The organism is Castellaniella sp. S9 (genome assembly GCF_027257175.1).
Classification (GTDB): Bacteria; Pseudomonadota; Gammaproteobacteria; order Burkholderiales; family Burkholderiaceae_B; genus Castellaniella.
Genome location: NZ_JAPFGD010000003.1, coordinates 102,035 through 123,865 on the forward strand (window position 1 = coordinate 102,035; position 21,831 = coordinate 123,865).

Genomic DNA, 21,831 nt, shown 5'->3' on the forward strand with positions numbered 1-21,831 from the left:
TGCATGTCATGCGGCGCGTGGTTCAGGCTGTGCGCCCGTCGCCGCCAGGCGATGCGCCCCGCAACAACCGGGCGGCGAGCCCGATCATGTCGACAATGGGCAGGTAGCCCGTACACCGGCACAGCAGGCCGGCAAAGGCATCGCGTATCTGGGCGTCCGTCGGATCGGGTGTGTCCTGCAGCAACGCGATCGCCGCCAGCATGAACGCGGGCATGCAGTAGCCGCATTGAAAGGGCTGCCGTTGTTCGGCGGCCGCCAGCACCGCCTGCGTTGCGGGCTGGTCGAGCAGAGACAGGCCCGCCAAAGTATGGACGTCCCGGGCGCCCGCCTCCTGGGCCAGGACGCTGCACGATTTGACCGGCACACCATCCACCAGGACCGCGCAGGCGCCGCAGTGTCCGGTGTCGCAGCCTTTGCGCACGTCGACGCAATCGGCCGTGTCCCGCAACCATTCCAGCAGCGACTCGCCGGCCGGAACCTCGAGCCGCGCGACGGTATTCACGCGGCAGAAGCCGGCCTGCCCCGGATCGTTCGACGACGGTGTTTCGCTCATGCCCTCGACCCTTCAGCGTGCAGCAATGCCCAGATGGCCGGCGGCGTGGCGGGCATCTGGATCGCCGACGCTCTTTTGCCGAGCGCGGTGCTCAAGGCATCCTGTATCGCGTTCATGACGGCGGGCGGCGCCGCGCTGGCGCCGGATTCGCCGCAACCTTTGATGCCCAGGCGGTTGGCGCCGGCGCTGCCCTGGTTCAGGACGATGTCCATGTCGGGAATGCTCGCGGCCTGGGGCAGGTGGTAGCGCCCGAAGTCGGTCGTCAATAGGCGGCCGCTGTCGGCATCGAAGCGGCAATCCTCCAGCAAGGCCTGGCCGATGCCTTGCGCGCTACCGCCCATGACCTGGCTGCGGACTTTGTCCTCGGACACGATCACGCCGAAATCGTTGACGGACACATAAGCCAGGATGTCCACCACACCGGTATCGGGATCGATCTCGATCTCGCAGGCATGGCAGCCATTGGCGAATGTGCCCTCTGTGATCGCGGCGCAGACTTCGGTCTCGAACGGATGGGGCGTCCCTTCGGGCAAATCGGCCACTGCCATGATCGCCAGTTCGCGCAGGCTGAAACACCGCTCGCCGCCGCGCAGGCGCCCCGCCTCCCAGCGGACCTGCTCCAGCGGCATCCGCCATGCCTGGGCGGCCCATTCGCGCGCCTTCTGTATGACGGCGTCGGCGACCTGCAGCAATGCGGTGGAGCCCGACAGCAGGGATTTCGAGCCGCCCGTACCCATGCCCTGCCCCAGGCGATCAGTGCGCCCCTGATGCACGGAAATGGCTGACGCGTCGTAGTGCAAATAATCCGCCAGGATTTTTGCGTACGAGCTGCGATGGCCCTGCCCGCTGCTTTGCGTCCCCACATCCGCACGCAGGCGGCCGTCGCGGTGAAAGCAGATGCGGGCCGATTCGCGCGATATCCCGTCGGGCTGGGTCAGGCGGGCCAAAGCCATGCCGCCGTTGGTTTCGAGGTAATTGGCAATGCCCAGGCCCCTGAGTTTGTTGCCGGCGCGGCTCTCGTCCCGCCGGGCTGGAAATCCGGCGTAATCGATGGACCTGAGCGCCCGCTCCAGGTTGTCGGCGAACAGGCCGCCGGTGAGCCTGACGCCCGTCGCGGTCGTATAGGGCAGATCCTCGGGCGCGAGCAGGTTGCGCCTGCGCAAGGCCGCCCGATCCAGGTTCAGCTCGAGCGCGGCGATGTCGATGACGCGCTCCAGCACGTAGTTGGCTTCCGGGCGGCCCGCCCCCCGGTACGAATCCAGGGGCACGGTGTTCGTCAGCGCGCCGCGCACGCGGCTGTACATCGCCCCGAATCGATAGGCGCCCGGCAGGACGGGGGTGCTGCACATCGTCGGGTTGAAGGGGCCATAGTTCGACAGGAAAGCCCCCAGATTCGCATCGGTGTCCGTGCGTATCGCCAGGAAATTCCCGGCGGCGTCCAGCGCCAGCCTGACACGGGTATGGTGATCGCGACCGTGCGTGTCGCTCAGGAACGCCTCGGTGCGTGAACCCACCCACTTCACGGCATGCCCGAGCGCCTGCGCGGCCAGCAGGACGAGCACCTGTTCCGGATAGATGAAGATCTTCATCCCGAAACTGCCGCCCACCCGGGGGGTGATGACTTCGAGCGTCGCAGGGTCCCAGCCCAGCACATCCCGGGCAATGACGTCGCGCGTCCAGTGTGCGCCCTGGGAAGGCGTGACCAGGATGCGCTGCCCGGTGTCGGGGTCCGCCCAGCCGATCGCGCTGCGTGTCTCCAGCGGACTGGCGACGACGCGATTGTTGATGATGCTGGCCTCCACGACCGACGCTGCCGCCTGCAGGGCGGCATCGACGGCCGCCTCGTCGCCGGTTTCCCAGTCGAAGCACAGATTGCCGGGAATATCCTCCCAGACCCGCGGCGCGCCGGGCTGCAGGGCCAGGTCCGCCTGGGTGACTTGCGGCAAGGGCTCGTACACCACCTCGACACGGCGCGCCGCCGCCTGGGCGATGCGGGCGCTGCGGGCCACTACCATCGCGACCGCCTCGCCGTGATGGCGCACCTTGCCGCGCGCCAGCAGCGTGCGCGGCGGGTCGGCGCGCGAAGACCCGTCCCGGTTCAGCAGCGGAATAATGCATGGAATGGGACGCGGGTGGCCCGGCAGGTCATCCACGGTCCACACCGCGACGACGCCGTCCATACCCTCGACAGGCGTGCGTATGCCGGCAATCCTGGCATGCGCATGCGGCGACCTCACAAAGGCGGCGTGCAGGCAGCCCTCCGGATAGATATCCTCGGTAAAGACGCGCCCGGAACACGCCCTGCGCAACCAGCCCGGCATCCCTGCGTAGTTCATGACAGCAATCGCGAGTCATCGGGAGACCAGCGCACCTTGACCGGCGTGCCCTCGGTGAATGTCGTGTAGGCCGCATTGGAGGTATTGGGCAGCATGACCATGAGGGGCTGCCCATCGGGCAGGCTCAAATGGCATTCGACGACGGGCCCCAGGTAGGTGAACAGCCGGATCGTGGCGGATAGCGAATTCAGGGACGGATCCTCGGCGGCATCCGCCGGGGCAATGTGCGCTCGTTCGGGCCGAAAGCTCAGGCAACTGGCGTCCTGGCCGGCCGATTGCCCCGTCCTGAGCATGATGCCGCTGTGGGTCCGAAAACCGGCGCCATCGACGCGAGTGCCTTCGAGCAGATTGGTTTTTCCCATGAACTCGGCGACGAAGCGATTGGCGGGCTCTTCATAAAGCTGGGCGGGCGTGCCGACCTGCTCGATGCATCCCTTGCTCATGACGACCAGCCGGTCGGCCATGCTCAGGGCCTCGTCCTGGTCGTGGGTGACGATCAGCGTCGTCAGGTTCAGCTCGCGCTGCAACTGCCGGATCTCGGCGCGGACCTCATGGCGCAGCCGGGCATCCAGGGCCGACAAAGGCTCATCCAGCAGCAACACATCGGGATTGATCGCCATGGCCCGGGCCAATGCCACACGCTGCTGCTGGCCGCCCGAGAGCTGGCGGGGCATGCGTTCCGCAAAATCGCCCAGGCGAACGCGCGACAGGGCTTCTTTCACCCGCCTGTCGATGTCGCTTTTTGACATCCGCTGCATCTCCAGACCGAATGCCACGTTCTTGGCGACCGTCATGTGGGGGAACAGGGCGTAGCCTTGAAACACCATGCCGATATTGCGCTGGTGCGCGGGCACGTGCGTGATGTCCCGATCATCCAGAGTGATGCGGCCCTCGCTGACGGAAATGAATCCCGCCAGCATGCGCAGGGTCGTCGTCTTGCCACAGCCGCTGGGGCCCAACAGCGCAACCATTTCGCCTTTGTCCATCGACAGATTGAAGCGATCGACCGCACGCGTCTGGCTGTAGTATTTCGTGACGTTGTTGAATTCGATATAAGACATAGGCGGCTTCAGAAGGCGTTGCTCAGTTTCACATACCGGTCGGAGACGATCAGCGCAAAGCCGATGATGAAAATCTGGACCGTGGCCACCGCCGCGACGGTCGGGTCCAGATTCCATTCAAGGTAGTTCAGGATCGCGATGGGCAGCGTGGTCCTGCCCGGCCCCACCAGAAACAGGGATTTCTCCAGATCGGTGAACGACACGATGAAACTGAACAAGCCGCCGGCCACCAAGCCCGGACGCGCAATCGGCAGCGTGATCCGCCAGAATGTCGTCAGCGGCGTGGCGCCGAGGTTCTGGGCGGCTTCTTCGATGTTTTCGTTTGCCGACAACAAGGATGTAGTCACCAGGCGCACGACCCAGGGAATCACGATGACCACGTGCGCAATGATGAGTCCGGGCAGCGTGGCGACGAGTTGTATGCCGGACAACAGCTCGATCTGGATGAAATAGATGTAGACGCCGCTGCCGGCCACGATCGCCGGCACCATCATGGGCGACAGCAACAGGGTATTGATGACGGCCTTGCCCGGGAAATTCGCGCGGGCCAGCGCCAGCGATGCCGGAACGCCAACCAGCAGTCCCAGGAACGTCGCCGCAATGGCGACCTGGAAGCTCAGCCAGAACCCTTCGCGGAAATCTACCAGTTCCCACGCATTGACATACCAGTGAAAGGTGTACCCCAGCGGCGGAAAGCTGATCACCTTGTTGGAGAACACGCTGACCCACACCACGGCCACCAGCGGCGCCACGACAAAGGCGAGGGACAGGAACACCGCGGTCCGATAGGACCAGGTACGCAGAGGGATCTTCATGATGTGGCCGCCCGCATGCGGTCCTGGGAAATGCGTCCCACCAGCCAGGATGAAAATATCGTCAGCAGCAAGGTCGTGACCATCAGAATGACGGAAATCGCGGATCCGAACGGCCAATTGTTCGCCTTGGTGATCTGCTCATAGACCTTGGGCGCCATCATGTGGAATGTCGGCCCGCCGATCAGCACCGGCGTGGCATACGCGTTCATGCCCATCATGAAGCACAGTATCGTGCCCACGACGATGCCGGGCGTCGACAGCGGCAGCAGTACGCGGCAGAACATGCGCCAATGGCTGGCGCCCAAGCCCAGGGCGGCTTCCTCCAGCGAGGGGCTGATCGATTCGATCACGCTTTGCAGGGTGATGATCATGAACGGCAGCTGCACCGAGATCGTCCCGATCATGACCGCCAGGTCGGTGTAGAGCAGTGTCAGCGGCTCGCTGACCACGCCGGTCGTCATCAGCGCCGAGTTGATGACGCCCCGGTCGCCCAGCAGCACCAGCCAGCCCGCCACCCGCACCGGATTGCCCATCAGCAGCGGCAGGATGACGGTGATGATCAAGATGCTTTTCATCTTCACCGACCGGGTGCGGGCGATGAAGTAGGCCGGCAGGAAACCCATGATCAGGCACACGAATGTGCTGACCACGCCGATGTAGATCGTTCGAAACAGGACATCCCGGTAAAAGGGGTCTGAAAAGAACTTGACGTAGTTGTCCAGCGACCAGGCATCGACCATCAGGACGGTCGGATCGAACCGGTTCAGGCTATAGCGAAACAGCAGGAAAATCGGCCCGATCAAGACGGCCAGGACGGCGAGCGACGACGGCGCCAGCAGCGTGGCCGCGGTCCAGCCGCGCGGCCTGAGCAAGGATCGATGGGCGGCTTCGTTCATGCCGGTCCTCACACCTTGATGTTCTTGTTCCACCATTCAAGCCATTCCGGCTGATGCTTTGCGGCATATCCGAAGTCGACCACGTGCAGGCGGCTTTGCTGTTCCTCGCTGAACTGCACTTGCTTGGCCACTGCCTCGGGCAGCGTCACGTTGGAGATGGCCGGCGCATAGTAGGTCAGCTCGGCCAGCGTGCGACAGGCCTGCGGCGTCAGCATCTCGTTGATGTAGTGGTAGGCCAGGTCCTTGTTCGGCGCGCGCTTCGGAATCACCACCCCGAACCGGATGGCGATGCCGCCTTCCGCGGGATAGGCGCCGCGCACCGGCAGTCCGTCGGCTTCCCATTGAGCGGCCCGCGCCTTGTAGTTCGCCGAGATCCAGATCTCGTCGGATTGCATGGCGGCGACCAGCTGCTGATGGGAGGGATAGATCTTGGGATCGACCTGCTCCTTCAGCTCGAGCAAGGTGGGGAAAGCCGGCTCGATATTGCCCATCGTGCCGCCGCCCACCAGGGAAAAAGCATACAGATAGTTGAAGTAGATCTGGTCGATCAGCCCGACCCGCCCCTTGTACTCGGGGTTCATCAGATCCTTGAAAGAGGTCGGCGCGGAAATCTTTTCGGGGTGATAGATCAGCTCGACGCCGCTATACACCCAGGGCGCAAAGTACTTGTTGTTCATCCCCGGCATGGCCAGCAGGTGCTTGGCGTTGGGAATCCTGTCGTAGTCGATTTCCTCCAGGACGCCCTGGACTTGCAGCTCGTAGGCGTCGGCATCGGTCAGGTGCGCGATGTCGACACTGCCGCGGGGCAGGTTGCGCTCGGCAAGCAGCTTGGATTTGCGGGCGGGCGCGCTGGCCAGGTCGCGCCGGACCTTGATCCCCTTGTCTTCCAACAGCGGGGTTTCCAGCGCCTTCATCACATTGCTGTTCCAGTCGCCGCCCCAGTTGGAGACCACCAGTTCGCCCCTGGGCTGCGCAAGCGCCGCGAAAGGCGCCGTCCCCGCCAACAGGCCCATGCCGGCGCCGGCCGCGGTCTGCATGAATTGACGCCGCGAGGGCGAGTAGAGGGTCCGCTTCGACATGATGGTCTCCTTGTGTTTTGGAATATATGCAACTGGATCGACACTGTACCTGCCAATTGTGTCTGATATGATTCTGAATTGTGTCTAGCATGTCGCAATGAGCCGATGGAAACGAACACGCCCCTACTGCTGGTCGAGGACGATGAAACGTTCCGGACGATTCTTGCCGGCTATCTGGAAGCCAAGGGCTGGACGGTGGAAATGGTGTCGACGGGGCACGAGATGCTGCACCGGATCTCCAGCGGCCACTATGGCCTGATCCTGCTGGATCTCGGCCTGCCCGACGAGGACGGCCTGGCGCTCCTGCGCAAGCTCCTGGGCCGTTCCGACGTCCCGGTCATGGTCATCACCGGCCGCACCGACATCGATGCCCGGCTCACGGCGTTCGAACTGGGCGCCGCCGACGTCCTGACCAAGCCATTGAATCCACGCGAACTGCAATACCGGGTCCTCAACCTGCTGCGGCACAGCTCGCCCTCCACGCCCGTGAGTTACCTCGAGGCGGCGCCATGGCGCGTCGACGTGGCGTCGCGCACTGTGGTGTCGTCCCTGACGAACCAGCCCTGCGCGTTGACCCGCGCCGAATTCGATACCCTGGCTTTCCTGCTGCGTGCCCAAGGCAGGGTCTGTTCCCGGGCACAAATACTGGACGCCATTACAGTATCCAGCGACCCTGAATCGGAGCGGGCCGTCGACACCCTGGTCAGCCGCCTGCGCAAGAAACTGGGCGTCGAATGCGACGCAGGCGCATTGATCCTGACGGTCAGGGGCATCGGCTACCGCATCGACCCGCAGGCCGCGGCGCCCGTGTCACCCGCGGCCACGCCTGGATAGCGGCCCCGCGCCTCCCCGCATGGCCTGCTCCAGCACTGGCAGGCTGTCGGCGGCCGCGCTGCGCAAATTTTCCAGCCGGCGATGCATGTCGTCGTTGTGGGCGGCCGTGCCGCGCGTGGAGGCCAGCAAGGCCTCCACCGCCCTGGCGTGGTCGCTCAGATGATGGAACCCCATCTGCGATGCCGTGCCCGCCACCCGGTGGGCATAGCTGCGCAACGAGGCCGGGTCCTCGGTGTTCAAGCCGGCCGCCTGTGCGAACAGATCCCGCGCGGAACGGACACTTTGCCGGAAGCGGGTGCGGCCGATGTCCTGTTCCAGCTGCTTGAGGGCCGGCTCGACGCCGTCCCCATCGCCGCCATCCACTGCCGTGAGGACCATGGGCGAAAACACAAAAGGATCCTGCTTGCGCGCCCCGCGGTCGAAGCTCGCCGCCCACGCCAGGGCATACCGCAGTTGCTCGATGTAGAGCGGCTTTTGCAGGACGGCATCGATGCCGACCTTCTTGCAAGCCAGCAGATTGTCCGAAATGATATTCCCGGTCAGGGCAATCACAATCAGCCTCGAAAAAACCGGGTCCGCCTGCGCCCGCAGGCGTGCCGCCAGATCGAAGCCGGACACATTGGGCATCATCAGGTCCAGCAGCAGCACATCGAGGTTGCGGTCCCTGACGGCCCGCACGATATCCTGCGTATCATCCAGCACCACGGCCTCATGGCCGGATCGGATCAATAGCGCATGGGCCACCGTCAGGTTCAGCGGATCGTCATCCACCACGCCGACACGCAATGCCGCATCCGCCTGGGGAATCAGCGTGTCCGCATGCACGGACACCGGCGACCCCTGGCGCAGTGGAACAGTGAACCAGAACGTGCTGCCCTGCCCCGGCCGGGTATCCACACCAATGTGTCCGCCCATCGCCGTGACGAGCTGCTTGCAAATCGCCAAGCCGATGCCGGTTCCGGCCGGCTTCTGTGAACTGGTCTGGGAAAAATACTCGAAAAGCCTGCCGACGTCCTCGGGGGCGATCCCCGCGCCCCGGTCCCGGACTGCAAAGCGCAGGCGTTGGCCGTCCGCCGAGATGCGCACGGTGATGATTCCGCCGCTTTCGGTGTACTTCAAGGCGTTGCCGGTCAGATTGGCCAACACCTGCAGGACGCGGCCCGGGTCGATGTCCACCCAGCGCGGCACCTTCCCCGACACCACCGTTTTCAGCCCGATGCCGCGTTGCGCCGCCCGTGGTTCGAGTTCGGCCTTGAGGGTGTCGAGCAGATCCCGCGGCGCCGTCGCGCGCAGCCGTATCGCCACCCCCACGGCTTCGTTTTTCAGATAATCCAGAAGGTCCGACAACACCGTCGTCAGCCGCTTGGTGGACTGCAGCATCAGCTGGGTATTGGCTTGTTGCGAGGGCGACTCCGCATCCAGCGCGAGGGTCTGCGCCAGGCCGGCCAGGCCATTCAATCCGTTGCTGACTTCGTGGCTGAACATGGCCAGGAAACGGGCCATCGATTCAGACGTGCGCTCGGCATGCTGCTTGGCCTTGCGCAATGCCTCCTCCCGTTCTTTCAGCAGCGTGATGTCGGCCCGGATACTGGTCACGCCGCCGGAACGGGTGCGCCGCTCGCTCAACTGGATCCATCGGCCGTTATCCAGATGCTGCTCGAAAAAGCCCTCGCCACGCTGATGGAACTCGAGGCGCCTCTTCAGCCAGTCATCGGCGTCGTCCCCATAGCGGAACTGGCCGCGCTGCAGCGCGGTTTTGGTGATCTCGGAGAATGTGATGCCGGCACGCAATATGTGCGCAATGGTCGGGTAGAGCTCGCCGTACTGGGGGTTGGCGATCAGCAGGCGATCGTCGGCGTCATACAAGACAAAAGCCTCGGGCAACGCATTGATGCCTTCCTCGAGCCAGTTCAGATAGGTGGAGACCCGGTGCTCCCAGCGATGCAGGCGCGTGACGTGCAGCAGCACGCCCGCCCCCGGTTGTGTGACGATGATCTGGACGACGCGCCGGCCGACGGCAAACGGCCGGCTTGGCGCACCGCCGTCTGCTTGCAGGGCCGCACGCAAGGATCCAGGCAGTCCGGACAGCGGCAAGGTCAGCGCCCGGCGGCGCGCGCCGGGCCTGGAGAGCGGACCCTCGAGACGCACGACCCCGTTTTCCAGCGTCCAGGCGTAGCCCGGAAGGGCGGTGGACAGGGTGTAGGGCGCGGCGCGGGTGTCAGTCATGGCTCAGGTGTCCGGGCGCGAGCGCCATGGTGGCGGCCAACGGCAAAAAGCCCCGGATGGTCGGGGCTTTTGCGGAAATAGTGGTCGGGGTGACATGATTCGAACATGCGACTCCTGCGTCCCGAACGCAGTACTCTACCAGGCTGAGCTACACCCCGACGGTGCATCGGACCCCTAGACAAGCACTGCCGCCCAAGGGTCTCGGGACTTGATTTCAGCGGTCTCGGTCGACCGCGAAAGAGCAAAATTCTACCAGAGTTTCACGGTATGCGGAATCCGGCAAGGCTTCCAGCGCCTGCAGGGCGATGGCCGCCTCGGCACGCGCGGCCTCGCGCGTGTAGGCCAGGGCGTCGGTGTTGTGGATGGCCTGGGCCACCGCCTGGAAATCCGCGGAGCCGGTGCGGATGGCCTCGCGCACCAGGTCACGCTGCGCCGGCGTGCCGACGTCCAGTACGCGGATCAGCGGCAGCGTGGGCTTGCCCTCGCGCAGATCATCGCCGACGTTCTTGCCCAGGGCCTCGGCGTCGCCGCTGTAGTCGAGCACGTCGTCGACCAGTTGGAAGGCGGTTCCAAGGTGCCGGCCGTAGGCCGCGGCGGCCTGTTCCTGCCGCGGCGTGGCGCCGGAAATGATGGCACCCACCTGGGCGGCCGCCTCGAAGAGCTTTGCGGTCTTGTAGCGCACCACCTGCATGTAACGGTCCAGCGAGACGTCCGGGTCGTGCACATTGAGCAGCTGCAGCACCTCGCCCTCGGCGATGATGGTCGTCGCCGCCGACAGCACCGCCATGGCGGACATGGAATTGGTCTCGACCATCATCTCGAACGAGCGCGAATACAGATAGTCGCCCACCAGCACGCTGGCGGCATTGCCGAACACGGCATTGGCCGTGCCGCGGCCGCGGCGCATGTCGGACTCGTCGACCACGTCGTCGTGCAGCAGCGTGGCGGTGTGGATGAATTCCACCACCGCCGCCAGGCGATGATGGTCGTCGCCGCGATAACCCAGGGCGCCCGCCACCAGCAACACCATGGCCGGGCGCATGCGCTTGCCGCCGGCGCCGACGATGTAGTCGCCGATCGTGCGAATCAGGACGACATCGGAATCCAGACGCGCGCGAATCACGGCGTCGACCGACTGCATGTCGTCGGCGATGGGCGCGAACAGTTCAGAAAGTCTCAAGGCAAACCCAGGGTCTGGAGGCGGGACCGCAAAACGCGGCCACAAAGACCCAGATTATACTTTCCAATCCAAATCAGGAGATTCCATTGACCGATCCGCAATTGCGCCCGCTGCTCGAGAGCGCCCAGCGCGTGCTGGCCCAGCTCGAGGCCTGGCTGCCCCCCGCCCCGCCCCCCATCGACTGGTCGGCCCACGCCTACCGCTGGCGCCGCCGCGGCGCGCGCGGCTGGCTGGACGCGGTGACGCGCATCGCCCCCATGCACCTGGACGACCTGCAGCACGTCGACCGGCAAAAGGCGATCATCGAGCGCAACACCCTGGCCTTCCTGCGCGGCAAGCCCGCCAACAACGTGCTGATGACCGGTGCGCGCGGCACGGGGAAAAGCTCGCTGGCGCGCGCGATGCTGGACGCCTACGGCCCGGAGGGCCTGCGCCTGATCGAGATCGACAAGTCGGACATGGGCGACATCGGCCAGATCATGGAACTCATCACGGATCGGCCCGAACGCTACATCATCTTTTGCGACGACCTGTCCTTCGAGGAAGGCGAGCCCGGCTACAAGGCGCTGAAATCGGTCCTGGACGGCTCGGTGGCCGCGCCCGGCGACAACGTGCTGATCTACGCGACCTCCAACCGCCGCCACCTGATGCCCGAGTACATGCACGAAAATCTCGCCGCCCAGCACCAGGCCGACGGCGAGATCCACCCCGGCGAGACCGTCGAGGAAAAGATCTCGCTGTCCGAGCGTTTCGGCCTGTGGCTGTCGTTCTATCCATTCAGCCAGGACGACTATCTGGACATCGTCGGGCATTGGCTGGCGGCGCACGGCTGCAGCCCGGACAACGTCGCCCAGGCGCGCACCGAGGCGCTGCAGTGGGCCCTGGAACGGGGATCGCGCTCGGGCCGGGTCGCCCGCCAGTTCGCGCGCGACTGGGCCGCCCGCCATGTCTAGCGCCGATGGGCGCGCAGCACAGGCCGCCGAATCCCCGCCCGCCGGCGCCAAGCCCTACATCCGGGTGGCGGCCGGCCTGATCCTCGATGCCGGGGGGCGCCTGCTGCTGGGCCAACGCCCCAAGGGCAAGCCTTGGGAAGACTGGTGGGAACTGCCCGGCGGCAAGATCGAGCCCGGCGAGACCGTCCAGCAGGCGCTGGCGCGTGAACTCGACGAGGAGCTCGGCATCCACGCGACCCGGATCTATCCCTGGGTCACCCATGTCCACGAATACCCCAAGACCATCGTCGAACTGGCCTTCTGCCAGGTGACCGCCTGGGAGGGCGAGCCCCGCGGCCTGGAAAACCAGGCGCTGCTGTGGGTGGACCCCGGCGCCGTCCGCCTGGATGTCGCGGACCATCCCGTGGCGCCCAACGGCGGGTTCCTGCTCCCGGCCGCCACGCCGCCGCTGAAATGGCTGCGCCTGCCGATCCGCTACCGGATCAGCGCGATCGGCGGGCCAGAAGGCGTGGCCGACTGGCTGGACCGCCTGCGGGCGGACCTGGATGCCGGTCCCTGCCTGGTCCAGTTCAGGGAACCGGAATGGGCGGGCGACGAGGCCTCGCTGGCGGCCGCCTTCGAGGCTACGCTGGACCTCTGCCGGCGGCGGGCGGCGCCCTGCCTGGTGAACAGCGCGCACCCGCGTGACTGGTGGGCGCGTGCCGGCGGCGTGCACTTGCGCGCGGCGGATGCGGCCGCCTTGGCGGCTGCGGACGAGCGCCCGGCGGGCCTGCTCGCGGTGTCGGCGCATGACGCCGGCGACCTGGCTCATGCGCGTGCGCTGGAGGCGGATTTCGCGGTCCTGGGACATGTGTTGGACACCCCCAGCCACGCTGGCGAAACGCCGCTGGGCTGGGCCGGATTCCAGGCGCTGGCCGCCACGGCCGGGCGACCGGTATTCGCCCTGGGCGGCCAATCCCTCCAGACGGCCGAGACCGCCCGCCGCCACGGCGCCCACGGCATCGCCGCCATACGCGGCGCGCTGGCCTGAGCCCGGCGACACACTAGGATGCGTCGCCGGGATCCGGGTGTGGCAGGCCCGCCCAGCCGCCGCCCAGGGCGGCAATGAGCTGCACGGTGGCCTCCAGCCGCTGGGCCTCCAGGTCCAGCGCGGATTGCTCGGCCGACAGCGCGCTGGTCTGCGCCTGCACCACGCTCAGGTAGTCCACCAGGCCGGCCTCGTACTGGTTCGTGATCTGGCGCAGGGTCTCGCGCGCGGCCGCCAGCGCGCGGGCCTGGGACGCCTGGGCGCGCGCCATGGCGCCGGTCTGCGCGAGGGCGTCCTCGACCTCGCGCACGGCCTCGAGCACGGTCTTGCGGTAGGCGGCGGCCTGGGCATCGTAGGCCGCGCGCGCCGACTCCAGCTCGGCGCGGCGCGCGCCGCCGTCGAACAAGGTCAGCGCCAGGGTGGGGCCGAGGGTCCAGAACCGTGCCGGCGCGCTCAGCCAGTCGACGAACTCGGCCGCGCGCCAGCCGGCCTGCGCGCCCAGGGTCAGGTCGGGAAACCATGCGGCTTCGGCCACGCCGATCTGTGCGTTGGCCTCGGCCACGCGTCGTTCGGACGCGGCCACGTCGGGCCGGCGCTCGAGCAGCGTCGAGGGCATGCCGGCGGGGACCTCGGGGACCTCGGGCACGCCGGCGCCCGCCGGCATGGTGAACGCCGCGGGGGTGCGTCCCAGCAACACGGCAATGGCGTTGACCTGCAGTTCGCGCTGCCAGCCCAGCCGGATCCGCTGGGTGCGCGCATTGTCCAGCTGCGCCGAGGCGGCGGCCACGTCGGCCGGCGAAGCCACGCCCGCCGCGTAGCGATTGCGGGTCATCCGCAAGGCGCGTTCGTATTCCGCGACCGTGCGATCCAGCAATCCGGCCTGCGCCTCGTTGGCCCGGACCGCGAAATAGGCCTGCGCCAGGGTGGATTGCATGCTCAGGCGCGCGGCGGCCAGGTCGGCCGCGCCGGCCGCCAACCCCGCCCGCCCGGCCTCGACGCCGCGGCGCACCTTGCCCCACAGGTCGGCCTCCCAGCTGACCGAGACCGAGGCGCCGTATTCATTGGAGGGATTGTCGGCCGTCGCATTGCCGCGGCCCGCGCGGGTGTATGTCCCCGAGGCGCCCACAGTCGGAAACAGGCCGGCGCGCGCACGATCGAGCGAGGCGCGCGCCTGCCGGTACTGGGCCTCGGCGATGGCGATGTCCAGGTTGCCGCCCGCCAGGGAGGCCATCATGCCGTCCAGGCCGGCATCGCCGAACATGCGCCACCAATCGGCATCCAGGCCCGCCCCGCCGGGCTGGGCGCGGCGCCACTGGCCCTCGGGCGCGTGCCGATACGCGGCGCCGACCTCGAGGGCGGGCCGCTGGTAGTCCGGACCCACGGCGCAAGCCGCCAGCAGCAGCGCGCAGGCGGCCGCCGGGACCGCCACGCGGGCACGATGCGCCAGGCTACGAACCCGCATGTCCCAGTTCCTGTTCCCGCCGGCGCCGACCACGTAGACGATCCATATACAAATAAACGACCGGCGTAGTGTAGAGCGTGAGCACCTGGCTGACCAGCAAGCCGCCCAGGATGGTGAGGCCCAGGGGCTGGCGCATCTCGACCCCGGCGCCCGATGCCAGCACCAGCGGCAGCGCGCCCAGCATGGCCGACAGCGTCGTCATCATGATCGGCCGGAACCGCGCCAGGCAGGCCTCGTAGATCGCCTCGCGCGGATCCAGCCCGTCACGGCGCTGCGCCTGCAAGGCGAAGTCCACCATCATGATGGCGTTCTTCTTGACGATGCCGATCAGCAGGAACACGCCGATCAGCGCAATCAGGGTGAATTCCATGCCGGCCATGCGCAGTGCCAGCAAGGCGCCCACGCCCGCCGAGGGCAGCGTCGACAGGATGGTGATGGGATGGATGGTGCTCTCGTAGAGCATGCCCAGCACGATGTACATGGCCACCAGCGCGGCCAGCAGCATCAGCGGCTGCTGGGCGACGGCATCGCGCATCAGGCTGGAGCTCTGGTCCAACCCCGCCTGGACCAGATGGGTCGGCAGGTTGATGCGGGCGACCGCATCGTCGATCGCCTGCAGGGCCTCGTCCAGCGACACGCCCGGCGCCAGCCCGAAGGAAATCGAATCGGCGGCCAGCAGGCCCTGGTGATTGACCGAGCGCGGCGCATTGCCTTCGCCGATGCGCACGAACGCCGTCAGGGGCACCGCCTCGCCGTCCGCGTTGATGACGTGCAGCGCGCGCAGCGAGCCGATGTCGCGCGCGTCGCGCGCCTCGACTCCCATCACGACGTGGTACTGGTTCAGCGCGCCGTAGATCACCGCCACCTGCCGCTGGCTGAAGGCATTGTTCAGCACGCCGGCCAGGTCGGACATCTCGATCCCCAGGCGGCGCGCGGCATCCCGGTCGACCTGGAGTTCGACGCGCCGCGCCTTGTCCTCGACATCCTGGTCCACGTCCACGAGTTGCGGCAAAGGGGCGATCGCATCGCGCACGCGCGGCATCCAGGTGGTCAGCGCCGACAGTTCGCTGCTCATCAACATGTAGCTGTACGAGCCCGAGCGCGACGAATGGCCGACAAAGATGTCCTGCTGCGGAACCAGGAACATGCGCGCGCCCGGCACGTGCTCGAACCGGCCGCGCAGACGGTCGACGATCCGGCTGGCGGGCGCGCGCCCCGTCTCCAGGGGCTTGAGTTGGATCTGGATGAAACTGGAATTGCTGCCGCCGCGTCCGCCGGCATATGCCGTGACGCTGTCCACGTCGGGATCGGCCAGCAGGATCTTGCGAAAGAAATCCAGCCGTGCCTGGGTCTGGTCGAACGACGTTCCGGTATCGACACGGAAGAACCCCATCAACTGGCCCGTGTCCTGCTGAGGAAAGAATCCCTTGGGAACACTGGCGTACAGGAACACGTTCAGGCCGATCGTGGCCACCAGCAGGGCCAGGATCAGGCGCGGGCGGCCCAGCGACCAGCGCAGCGAGCGCCGGTAGCCCCGCCAGCAGGCATCGCCCAGGCGCCGCAAGGCGCGCATCGCGAGGTTGGGCCGCGCCTCGCGGCCTTCGTCCTCGGGGCGCAGCAGCCGCGCCGCCATGACCGGCGTGAGCGTGACCGAGATCAGCAGCGAGACCATGATCGCGGCCGACAAGGTCACGGCGAACTCCTTGAAGAGGCGCCCGACCAGGCCGCCCACCAGCCACAGCGGGATGAACACCGCGACCAGCGACAGGCTCATGGCCAGCACCGTGAAGCCGACCTCGCTCACGCCCCGCAGCGCGGCGCGACCCGGCCGCATGCCGCGCTCGATGTGGCGCATGATGTTTTCCAGCACCACGATGGCATCGTCCACCACGAAGCCCGTGGCCACGATCAACGCCATCAAGGAGATCGTATTGAGCGTAAAGCCGAACCACCACATCAGGCTGAAGGTACTCAGCAACGAGGCCGGCACCGCGACGGCCGGGATCAGCGCGGCGCGCCAGTGTCCCAGGAAGGCCAGCACCACCGCCACCACCAGGACGACGGCCAGCACCAGCGTCAATTCCGCCTCGTAGAGCGAGGCGCGGATGCTGGGCGTGCGGTCCTGCGCGATCGACAGCGTGACGCTGTCGGGCAGCAGCGCCTGCAAAGCGGGCAGCCGCTCGCGGATCGTGTCCACGGTGTCGATGATGTTGGCGTCGGTCTGGCGGCGAATGATCAGCAGCACCGCGGGACGGTCGTTGAAGTAGCCCACCTGGTTGGTGTCCTCGACCGAATCCTCGACCCGCGCGACGTCCGACAAGCGCACGGGCCGCCCGTCGCGCCAGGCCACGATCAAATGGGCGTAGTCCGCCGCCCGGCTCAGTTGGCCCGCGGAGCCCACCTGCCACTGGAAGGCGCCGCGCTCGACCACGCCGCCGGGGCGCAGCGAGTTCACGTCGCGCAGCGCCTCGCGCACGGTGTCCAGCGGGATGCCCGCGGCCTCCAGCGCGCGCGGGTTCAGCGACACGCGCACCGCCGGCAGCGAACTGCCGCCGACGGTGACCTCGCCCACGCCGTTGATCTGCGCGAGCTTCTGCGCCAGCACGGTGGCCGCAAAGTCGTAGAGCTCGCCGCGCGTGGCGGTGCCCGAGGTCAGCGCCAGGGTCATGACCGGCGAGGACGAGGAATTGACCTTGTTGTAGGTCGGGCTGCCGCGCATCCCGGAGGGCAACAGTGGCCGCGCCGCGTTGATCGCCGCCTGCACGTCGCGCGCCGCGTCGTTGACGTCGCGATCCAGCTCGAACATCAACGAAATGCGCGTCGAGCCCTCGCTGTTGCGGGAACTCATGTCGCTCAGGCCGGCGATCGAGCCCAGCGATTGCTCCAGGGGCATGGCCACGCTGGACGCCATGGTCTCGGGACTGGCGCCGGGCAGGGACGCCTGCACTGAAATCATGGGAAAGTCCACCTGGGGCAGCGGCGCCACCGCCAGGAAACGCAAGGCCAGCGCCCCTGCCAGCACCATGGCCAGGCACAGCAGGCTGGTGCCCACCGGCCGGCGCAGGAACAGGGCAAAGAACCTCATGGCGCCGCCCGGTCGGAGGGCCGGCGCCGCGCCAGGCGCTCGAACCACAGATAGATGACTGGCGTGGTGAACAGGGTCAGCACCTGGCTGCACAGCAGGCCGCCCACCATCGCCAGGCCCAGGGGCTGGCGCAATTCCGCTCCCGACCCCGAGGCGAACACCAGCGGAATGGCGCTGAAGAACGCCGCCAGGGTGGTCATCAGGATCGGCCGGAAGCGCAGCAGCGCGGCCTCATGGATGGCAGCCTGGGGCCCCAGGCCGCGCTCGCGCTGCGCCTCGAGCGCAAAGTCGATCATCAGGATGGCGTTCTTTTTGACGATGCCGATCAGCAGGATAATGCCGATCACCCCGATCATGTCGAGCTCCAGGCCCGCCAGCCACAGGGCGATCAGCGCCCCGATGGCGGCCGACGGCAAGGTCGAGAGTATCGTCACGGGATGAATGGTGCTCTCGTAGAGCACGCCCAGAACGATGTACATGGTGACCACCGCCGCCAACAGCAGCCACAGGGTGCTCGAGAGCGAGGCCTGGAACGCCTGCGCGGCGCCCTGGTATTGCAGGTCCAGCGATTCGGGCATGCCCAGCGATGCGCGGGCCTGGTCGATGGCCTCGACGGCATCCGACAGGGCCGCGCCGGGCGCCAGGTTGAAGGACACCGTCACCGCCGGAAATTGGCTCAGGCGCTGCACCGCCAGTTGCGCCGCACCCGGCTCGAACCGGGCCAGGCTGGACAGCGGCGTGACCCCGCCGCTGTCCGTGGCCACGTACACGTGGTTCAGGGACTCCGGGCCGGCCTGCTTCATGGCGCCGCCCGCCTCCAGCACCACGCGATACTGGGCCGATTGCGTATAGATGGTGGAAATCAGGCGCTGTCCGAAGGCATCGTAGATCGCGTCGTCGATCGCGGCCTGCGTCACCCCCAGGCGGGCGGCCGCGTCGCGATCGACGCGCACCGACAGCCCCAGGCCGTTGTTCTGCAGGTCGTCGGTCACATCGCGCAGCTGTGGCAACTCGCGCAGGGCCTCGACCAGGCGCGGCGTCCATTCATTCAGCACCGCCTGATCGGGATTGGACAGCGTCAGCTGGTACTGCGTGCGGCTGACCTGATCCTCGACCGACAATTCCTGGACCGGCTGCATATAGGTCTGCAGGCCCGGAATGCCGCGCAGGGATTCGGCCAGGCGGTCCATGACGCCCTGCACGCGTTCGCCGCGCTCGGCCAGCGGCTTGAGGGCGATCTGCATGCGCCCCGTATTGAGGGTGGCGTTCGAACCATCGATGCCGATGAACGAGGACACCGCCTCGACGTCGGGATCCTGCAGGACGCGCTCGGCCGCCGCGCGCTGCAAGGCCGACATGGCGGCAAAGGAGGCGGTCTGCGGCCCTTGCGTGACCGCCTGGATCGCCCCCGTATCCTGCTGCGGGAAAAAGCCCTTGGGAATGCCGGCATACAGGCCTGCCGTCACAAACAAGGTGCCCACCGCCGCCCACAGTGTCAGGCGCTGGTGGTCCAGCACCCAGTGCAGGCCACGGTCGTACCAAGCCACCAGGCCCTCCAGCGCGCCCGCCGACCAGCGCTGGAAGCGGCCCTGGCGCACCTCGGCCTCCGGGCGCAGCATGCGCGCGCACATCATGGGGGTGAGGGTGAGGGAAATCAGCAGCGACAAGAGGATCGCGACCGCCAGCGTCACGGCAAACTCGCGAAACAAACGCCCCACCACGTCGCTCATGAACAGCAGCGGGATCAGCACGGCGATCAGCGACAAGGTCAGGGACACCAGCGTGAAGCCGATCTGGCGCGCGCCGCGCAGCGCGGCTTGCATGGCGTTCTGGCCTTGCTCCATGTGCCGCGCGATGTTCTCGATCATCACGATGGCATCGTCCACCACGAAGCCGGTGGCGATGGTCAGCGCCATCAGGGTCAGGTTGTTGATGCTGAAGCCCAGCAGGACCATCAGCCCGAACGTGCCCACCAGCGACAGCGGCACGACGACTCCAGGGATCAGGGTGGCGCGCCAGGTGCGCAGGAACACGAAGGTCACCGCCACCACCAGCAGGATCGCCAGGAGCATCTCGATCTGCACGTGCTCGACCGAATCGCGGATCGTGTGGGTGCGATCCGAGGCCACCGCCACGTCCACGCCGATGGGCAGCCCCTGCTGCAGCGTCGGCAGCAGCGCGCGCACCTGGTCGACGACCTCGATGACATTGGCGCCCGGCTGGCGCTGGATGTTCAGCAGGATCGCGGGCTCGCGGCCGAACCAGGCGGCCTGCTGGATGTTCTCGGCATCGCGGCGCACCGTGGCCACGTCGCGCAGCCGCAGCGGCGCGCCGTTCTCGTAGGCCAGGATCAGCGCCTCGTATTCACCCGGATCGCTCAGCTGGTCGTTGACGCTGATGGTGATCGAACGCTGCGGGCCGTCGAGGTTGCCCTTGGGCTGGTTGACGTTGGCGCGCGTCACCGCCGTGCGCAGGTCCGCCAGCGCCAGCCCGTGGGCGGCCAGCGCCTGCGGATTGGCCTGGATGCGCACCGCCGGGCGCTGGCCGCCGACCACGGCGACCAGGCCGACGCCGGACACCTGCGACAGCTTTTGCGCCACGCGCACGTCGATCAGGTCGCGCACCTCGTACAGGGGCAGCGTGGGCGAGGTCACGGCCAGTGTCATCACCGGCGTGTCGGCGGGATTGACCTTGTTGTAGACCGGCGGCGAGGGCATGTCGGTCGGCAGCAGGTTCGAGGCGGCATTGATCGCCGCCTGGACTTCCTGCTCGGCCACGGCCAGCGGCAGGTCCAGGTCGAAACGCAGGGTGATGCGCGAGGAGCCGCCGGAACTGGTCGACAGCATCTGCGACAGGCCGGGCATCTGGCCGAACTGGCGCTCCAGCGGCGAGGTGACCAGCGCCGTCATCACGTCGGGTCCGGCGCCCGGGTACAGCGTGGTGACCTGGATGGTCGGAAAATCCACCTGGGGCAGCGCCGACACCGGCAGTTGGCGATATCCCATCAAGCCCGTCAGCAGCAAGGCGATCATCGCCAGCGTCGTGGCGACCGGACGCAGGATGAAGGGACGCGATAGATTCACCGGGCCGGCACCCCGGCCGGCGCCTGCGGGTCGCCGGTCACGATCTCGACCGGGCTGTCCTCGCGCAGGCGGTCAGTACCGTCGACCACCACCTGGTCGCCCGCCTGCAGGCCGTCCTCGATGATGACGCGCTCGCCGTCGCTGGCGCCCGTGCGCACCGGCACGACGTGCGCGCGCTGCTGCGCATCGATGCGATAGACGAAGGCGCCGATCGAGCCGCGCTGCACCGCCCGCACCGGCACGAGGATGCCGTGCTGTTGGCCCAGATACAGGCGCACATTGACGAACTGGTTCGGGAACAGGGCATCGTCCTCGTTGGCAAAGCGCGCCTTGAGGCTGACCGTGCCGGTTGATACATCGATCTGGTTGTCGATGGCTGCCAGCACGCCGCGCGCCAGCACGCGGTCGCCCTCGCGGGACCGGGCCTCGACCACGAGGCCGCCGCCGGCCGCCTGGCCCGCCATCAATTCCTCGAGCCGGACCTGGGGCACCGCGAACACCACGTCGATCGGACGGCTGCGGGTGATCACCACCAGGCCGTCCGTGTCCGAGGCGCTGACCATATTGCCGGCATCCACCTTGCGCAGGCCCAGGCGCCCGTCGATCGGCGCAAGGATCCGCGTGTAGCCCAGCTGGCGTTTCGCATCGTCGACCGCCGCCTGGTCGGTGCGTGCCTGCCCCTGCAGTTCGAGAACCTGGGCACGGGCGGTATCGAGCTGCTGGCGCGCCACCGAGTCCTGCTTGAACAGACGCTCGTAGCGTTCGAGATCGCGCTGGGCATTGGCCAGTTGGGCCGCATGCTGGGCCTGCTGGCCCTGGGCCTGGTCCAGCTGGATGCGAAAGGGCTCGGGATCGATGCGCGCCAGCACGTCGCCGGCGCGGACCGTCTGCCCGTCCTGGAAATCAACCGATTCCAGCAGACCGTCGACCCGTGGACGCACGGTGACCGTGCCGCTGGAGGTCACCGTCCCGATGGCATCGAGCAGCCGGGCGACGGCACCGTCCTGGGCCAGGGCCACCCGCACGGGTGTGCTCATACCCCCCCGCCCCGGGAACCCGCTGGGTCCCCCGGCATTCCCGTTGCCCTTGTACAGCCAAACCCCCACGGCCAGGCCGGCCAGGACGATCGCCGTTCCCAATATCCAGGACAGGCGGCGCGCCCCCGGCCGCATCGTGGAACCCACCATATGAATCTCCGGCATGCAGAGGCGCACCGGTGTCGCTGACCGGGCCCCGCCTCG

Annotated in this window: 15 protein-coding genes and 1 tRNA gene; 3 read left to right on the plus strand and 13 right to left on the minus strand. The window is 67.4% G+C overall.

The annotated features are described in order from the left end of the window. Positions 1–22: 22 nt before the first annotated feature. Genes OOZ48_RS05595 through OOZ48_RS05620 form a run of 6 tightly spaced genes read right to left on the minus strand, consistent with a single transcriptional unit; the run spans position 23 to position 6,740 of the window. Entirely contained in the window at positions 23–553 is a 531-nt protein-coding gene (locus tag OOZ48_RS05595; RefSeq protein ID WP_269496473.1) for a (2Fe-2S)-binding protein, read from the minus strand. After that, positions 550–2,889 (minus strand): xanthine dehydrogenase family protein molybdopterin-binding subunit, encoded by a 2,340-nt coding sequence (locus OOZ48_RS05600; protein WP_269496474.1) that lies wholly within the window; start codon positions 2,887–2,889, stop codon positions 550–552. Before OOZ48_RS05600 ends, OOZ48_RS05595 begins: the two co-directional genes overlap by 4 nt. Continuing rightward, complete coding sequence (locus OOZ48_RS05605) at positions 2,886–3,950, minus strand: ABC transporter ATP-binding protein (protein WP_269496475.1); 1,065 nt, start codon at positions 3,948–3,950, stop codon at positions 2,886–2,888. The genes OOZ48_RS05600 and OOZ48_RS05605 overlap by 4 nt, the downstream gene beginning before the upstream one ends. Positions 3,951–3,958: 8 nt before the next feature. Then, positions 3,959–4,765: an ABC transporter permease gene (locus OOZ48_RS05610; protein ID WP_269496476.1), complete on the minus strand. Its 807-nt coding sequence runs from the start codon at positions 4,763–4,765 to the stop codon at positions 3,959–3,961. Next, positions 4,762–5,661, minus strand: coding sequence for an ABC transporter permease (locus tag OOZ48_RS05615; protein ID WP_269496477.1), 900 nt, complete (start codon positions 5,659–5,661; stop codon positions 4,762–4,764). The genes OOZ48_RS05610 and OOZ48_RS05615 overlap by 4 nt, the downstream gene beginning before the upstream one ends. 8 nt (positions 5,662–5,669) lie before the next feature. After that, positions 5,670–6,740 (minus strand): ABC transporter substrate-binding protein, encoded by a 1,071-nt coding sequence (locus OOZ48_RS05620; RefSeq protein ID WP_269496478.1) that lies wholly within the window; start codon positions 6,738–6,740, stop codon positions 5,670–5,672. A 105-nt stretch (positions 6,741–6,845) separates the two neighbouring features. Between OOZ48_RS05620 and OOZ48_RS05625 the strand changes: the two genes are divergently transcribed. Next, entirely contained in the window at positions 6,846–7,574 is a 729-nt protein-coding gene (locus OOZ48_RS05625) for a response regulator transcription factor (RefSeq protein ID WP_269496479.1), read from the plus strand. Here OOZ48_RS05625 and OOZ48_RS05630 read toward each other — a convergent pair. From OOZ48_RS05630 to ispB, 3 genes are all read right to left on the minus strand, one after another. Beyond that, on the minus strand, positions 7,551–9,800 hold the full coding sequence (locus tag OOZ48_RS05630; protein WP_269496480.1) for an ATP-binding protein: 2,250 nt from the start codon (positions 9,798–9,800) through the stop codon (positions 7,551–7,553). The genes OOZ48_RS05625 and OOZ48_RS05630 overlap by 24 nt on opposite strands. 81 nt (positions 9,801–9,881) lie before the next feature. Beyond that, a tRNA-Pro gene (locus OOZ48_RS05635) sits at positions 9,882–9,958 on the minus strand. A gap of 56 nt (positions 9,959–10,014) precedes the next feature. Continuing rightward, a complete protein-coding gene (ispB, locus tag OOZ48_RS05640; protein WP_269496481.1) occupies positions 10,015–10,980 on the minus strand; it encodes an octaprenyl diphosphate synthase in 966 nt (321 codons plus the stop codon). An 86-nt stretch (positions 10,981–11,066) separates the two neighbouring features. Here ispB and OOZ48_RS05645 point away from each other — a divergent pair, with 86 nt between their 5' ends. Both OOZ48_RS05645 and OOZ48_RS05650 read left to right on the plus strand, forming a co-directional pair. Then, positions 11,067–11,933, plus strand: a complete 867-nt coding sequence (locus OOZ48_RS05645) for an ATP-binding protein (RefSeq protein WP_269496482.1) — start codon at positions 11,067–11,069, stop codon at positions 11,931–11,933. Beyond that, entirely contained in the window at positions 11,926–12,963 is a 1,038-nt protein-coding gene (locus tag OOZ48_RS05650; RefSeq protein WP_269496483.1) for a Nudix family hydrolase, read from the plus strand. The genes OOZ48_RS05645 and OOZ48_RS05650 overlap by 8 nt, the downstream gene beginning before the upstream one ends. A 13-nt stretch (positions 12,964–12,976) precedes the next feature. Here the strand turns inward: OOZ48_RS05650 and OOZ48_RS05655 are convergent, their stop codons facing one another. Genes OOZ48_RS05655 through OOZ48_RS05670 form a run of 4 tightly spaced genes read right to left on the minus strand, consistent with a single transcriptional unit; the run spans position 12,977 to position 21,792 of the window. Next, positions 12,977–14,422 carry an efflux transporter outer membrane subunit gene (locus OOZ48_RS05655; protein ID WP_269496484.1) on the minus strand — a complete coding sequence of 482 codons (1,446 nt, stop codon included), beginning with the start codon at positions 14,420–14,422 and terminating at the stop codon, positions 12,977–12,979. Further along, the gene (locus tag OOZ48_RS05660) at positions 14,409–17,507 is read right to left on the minus strand and encodes an efflux RND transporter permease subunit (RefSeq protein WP_269496485.1); all 3,099 of its coding nucleotides are present in this window, start codon (positions 17,505–17,507) and stop codon (positions 14,409–14,411) included. Before OOZ48_RS05660 ends, OOZ48_RS05655 begins: the two co-directional genes overlap by 14 nt. Beyond that, the gene (locus tag OOZ48_RS05665; protein ID WP_269496486.1) at positions 17,504–20,590 is read right to left on the minus strand and encodes a multidrug efflux RND transporter permease subunit; all 3,087 of its coding nucleotides are present in this window, start codon (positions 20,588–20,590) and stop codon (positions 17,504–17,506) included. The genes OOZ48_RS05660 and OOZ48_RS05665 overlap by 4 nt, the downstream gene beginning before the upstream one ends. After that, positions 20,587–21,792, minus strand: a complete 1,206-nt coding sequence (locus OOZ48_RS05670) for an efflux RND transporter periplasmic adaptor subunit (RefSeq protein WP_442867540.1) — start codon at positions 21,790–21,792, stop codon at positions 20,587–20,589. Before OOZ48_RS05670 ends, OOZ48_RS05665 begins: the two co-directional genes overlap by 4 nt. Between the last annotated feature and the right edge of the window lie 39 nt (positions 21,793–21,831).

Excerpts from the sequence above, each read along its gene's own strand:
- OOZ48_RS05615 (WP_269496477.1), bottom strand. The coding sequence starts at position 5,661 with ATGAACGAAGCCGCCCATCGATCCTTGCTCAGGCCGCGCGGCTGGACC.
- OOZ48_RS05610 (WP_269496476.1), bottom strand. The coding sequence starts at position 4,765 with ATGAAGATCCCTCTGCGTACCTGGTCCTATCGGACCGCGGTGTTCCTG.
- OOZ48_RS05625 (WP_269496479.1), top strand. The coding sequence starts at position 6,846 with ATGGAAACGAACACGCCCCTACTGCTGGTCGAGGACGATGAAACGTTC.
- OOZ48_RS05660 (WP_269496485.1), bottom strand. The coding sequence starts at position 17,507 with ATGAGGTTCTTTGCCCTGTTCCTGCGCCGGCCGGTGGGCACCAGCCTG.
- OOZ48_RS05600 (WP_269496474.1), bottom strand. The coding sequence starts at position 2,889 with ATGAACTACGCAGGGATGCCGGGCTGGTTGCGCAGGGCGTGTTCCGGG.
- OOZ48_RS05670 (WP_442867540.1), bottom strand. The coding sequence starts at position 21,792 with ATGCCGGAGATTCATATGGTGGGTTCCACGATGCGGCCGGGGGCGCGC.
- OOZ48_RS05595 (WP_269496473.1), bottom strand. The coding sequence starts at position 553 with ATGAGCGAAACACCGTCGTCGAACGATCCGGGGCAGGCCGGCTTCTGC.
- OOZ48_RS05650 (WP_269496483.1), top strand. The coding sequence starts at position 11,926 with ATGTCTAGCGCCGATGGGCGCGCAGCACAGGCCGCCGAATCCCCGCCC.
- OOZ48_RS05605 (WP_269496475.1), bottom strand. The coding sequence starts at position 3,950 with ATGTCTTATATCGAATTCAACAACGTCACGAAATACTACAGCCAGACG.
- OOZ48_RS05655 (WP_269496484.1), bottom strand. The coding sequence starts at position 14,422 with ATGCGGGTTCGTAGCCTGGCGCATCGTGCCCGCGTGGCGGTCCCGGCG.
- OOZ48_RS05620 (WP_269496478.1), bottom strand. The coding sequence starts at position 6,740 with ATGTCGAAGCGGACCCTCTACTCGCCCTCGCGGCGTCAATTCATGCAG.
- OOZ48_RS05630 (WP_269496480.1), bottom strand. The coding sequence starts at position 9,800 with ATGACTGACACCCGCGCCGCGCCCTACACCCTGTCCACCGCCCTTCCG.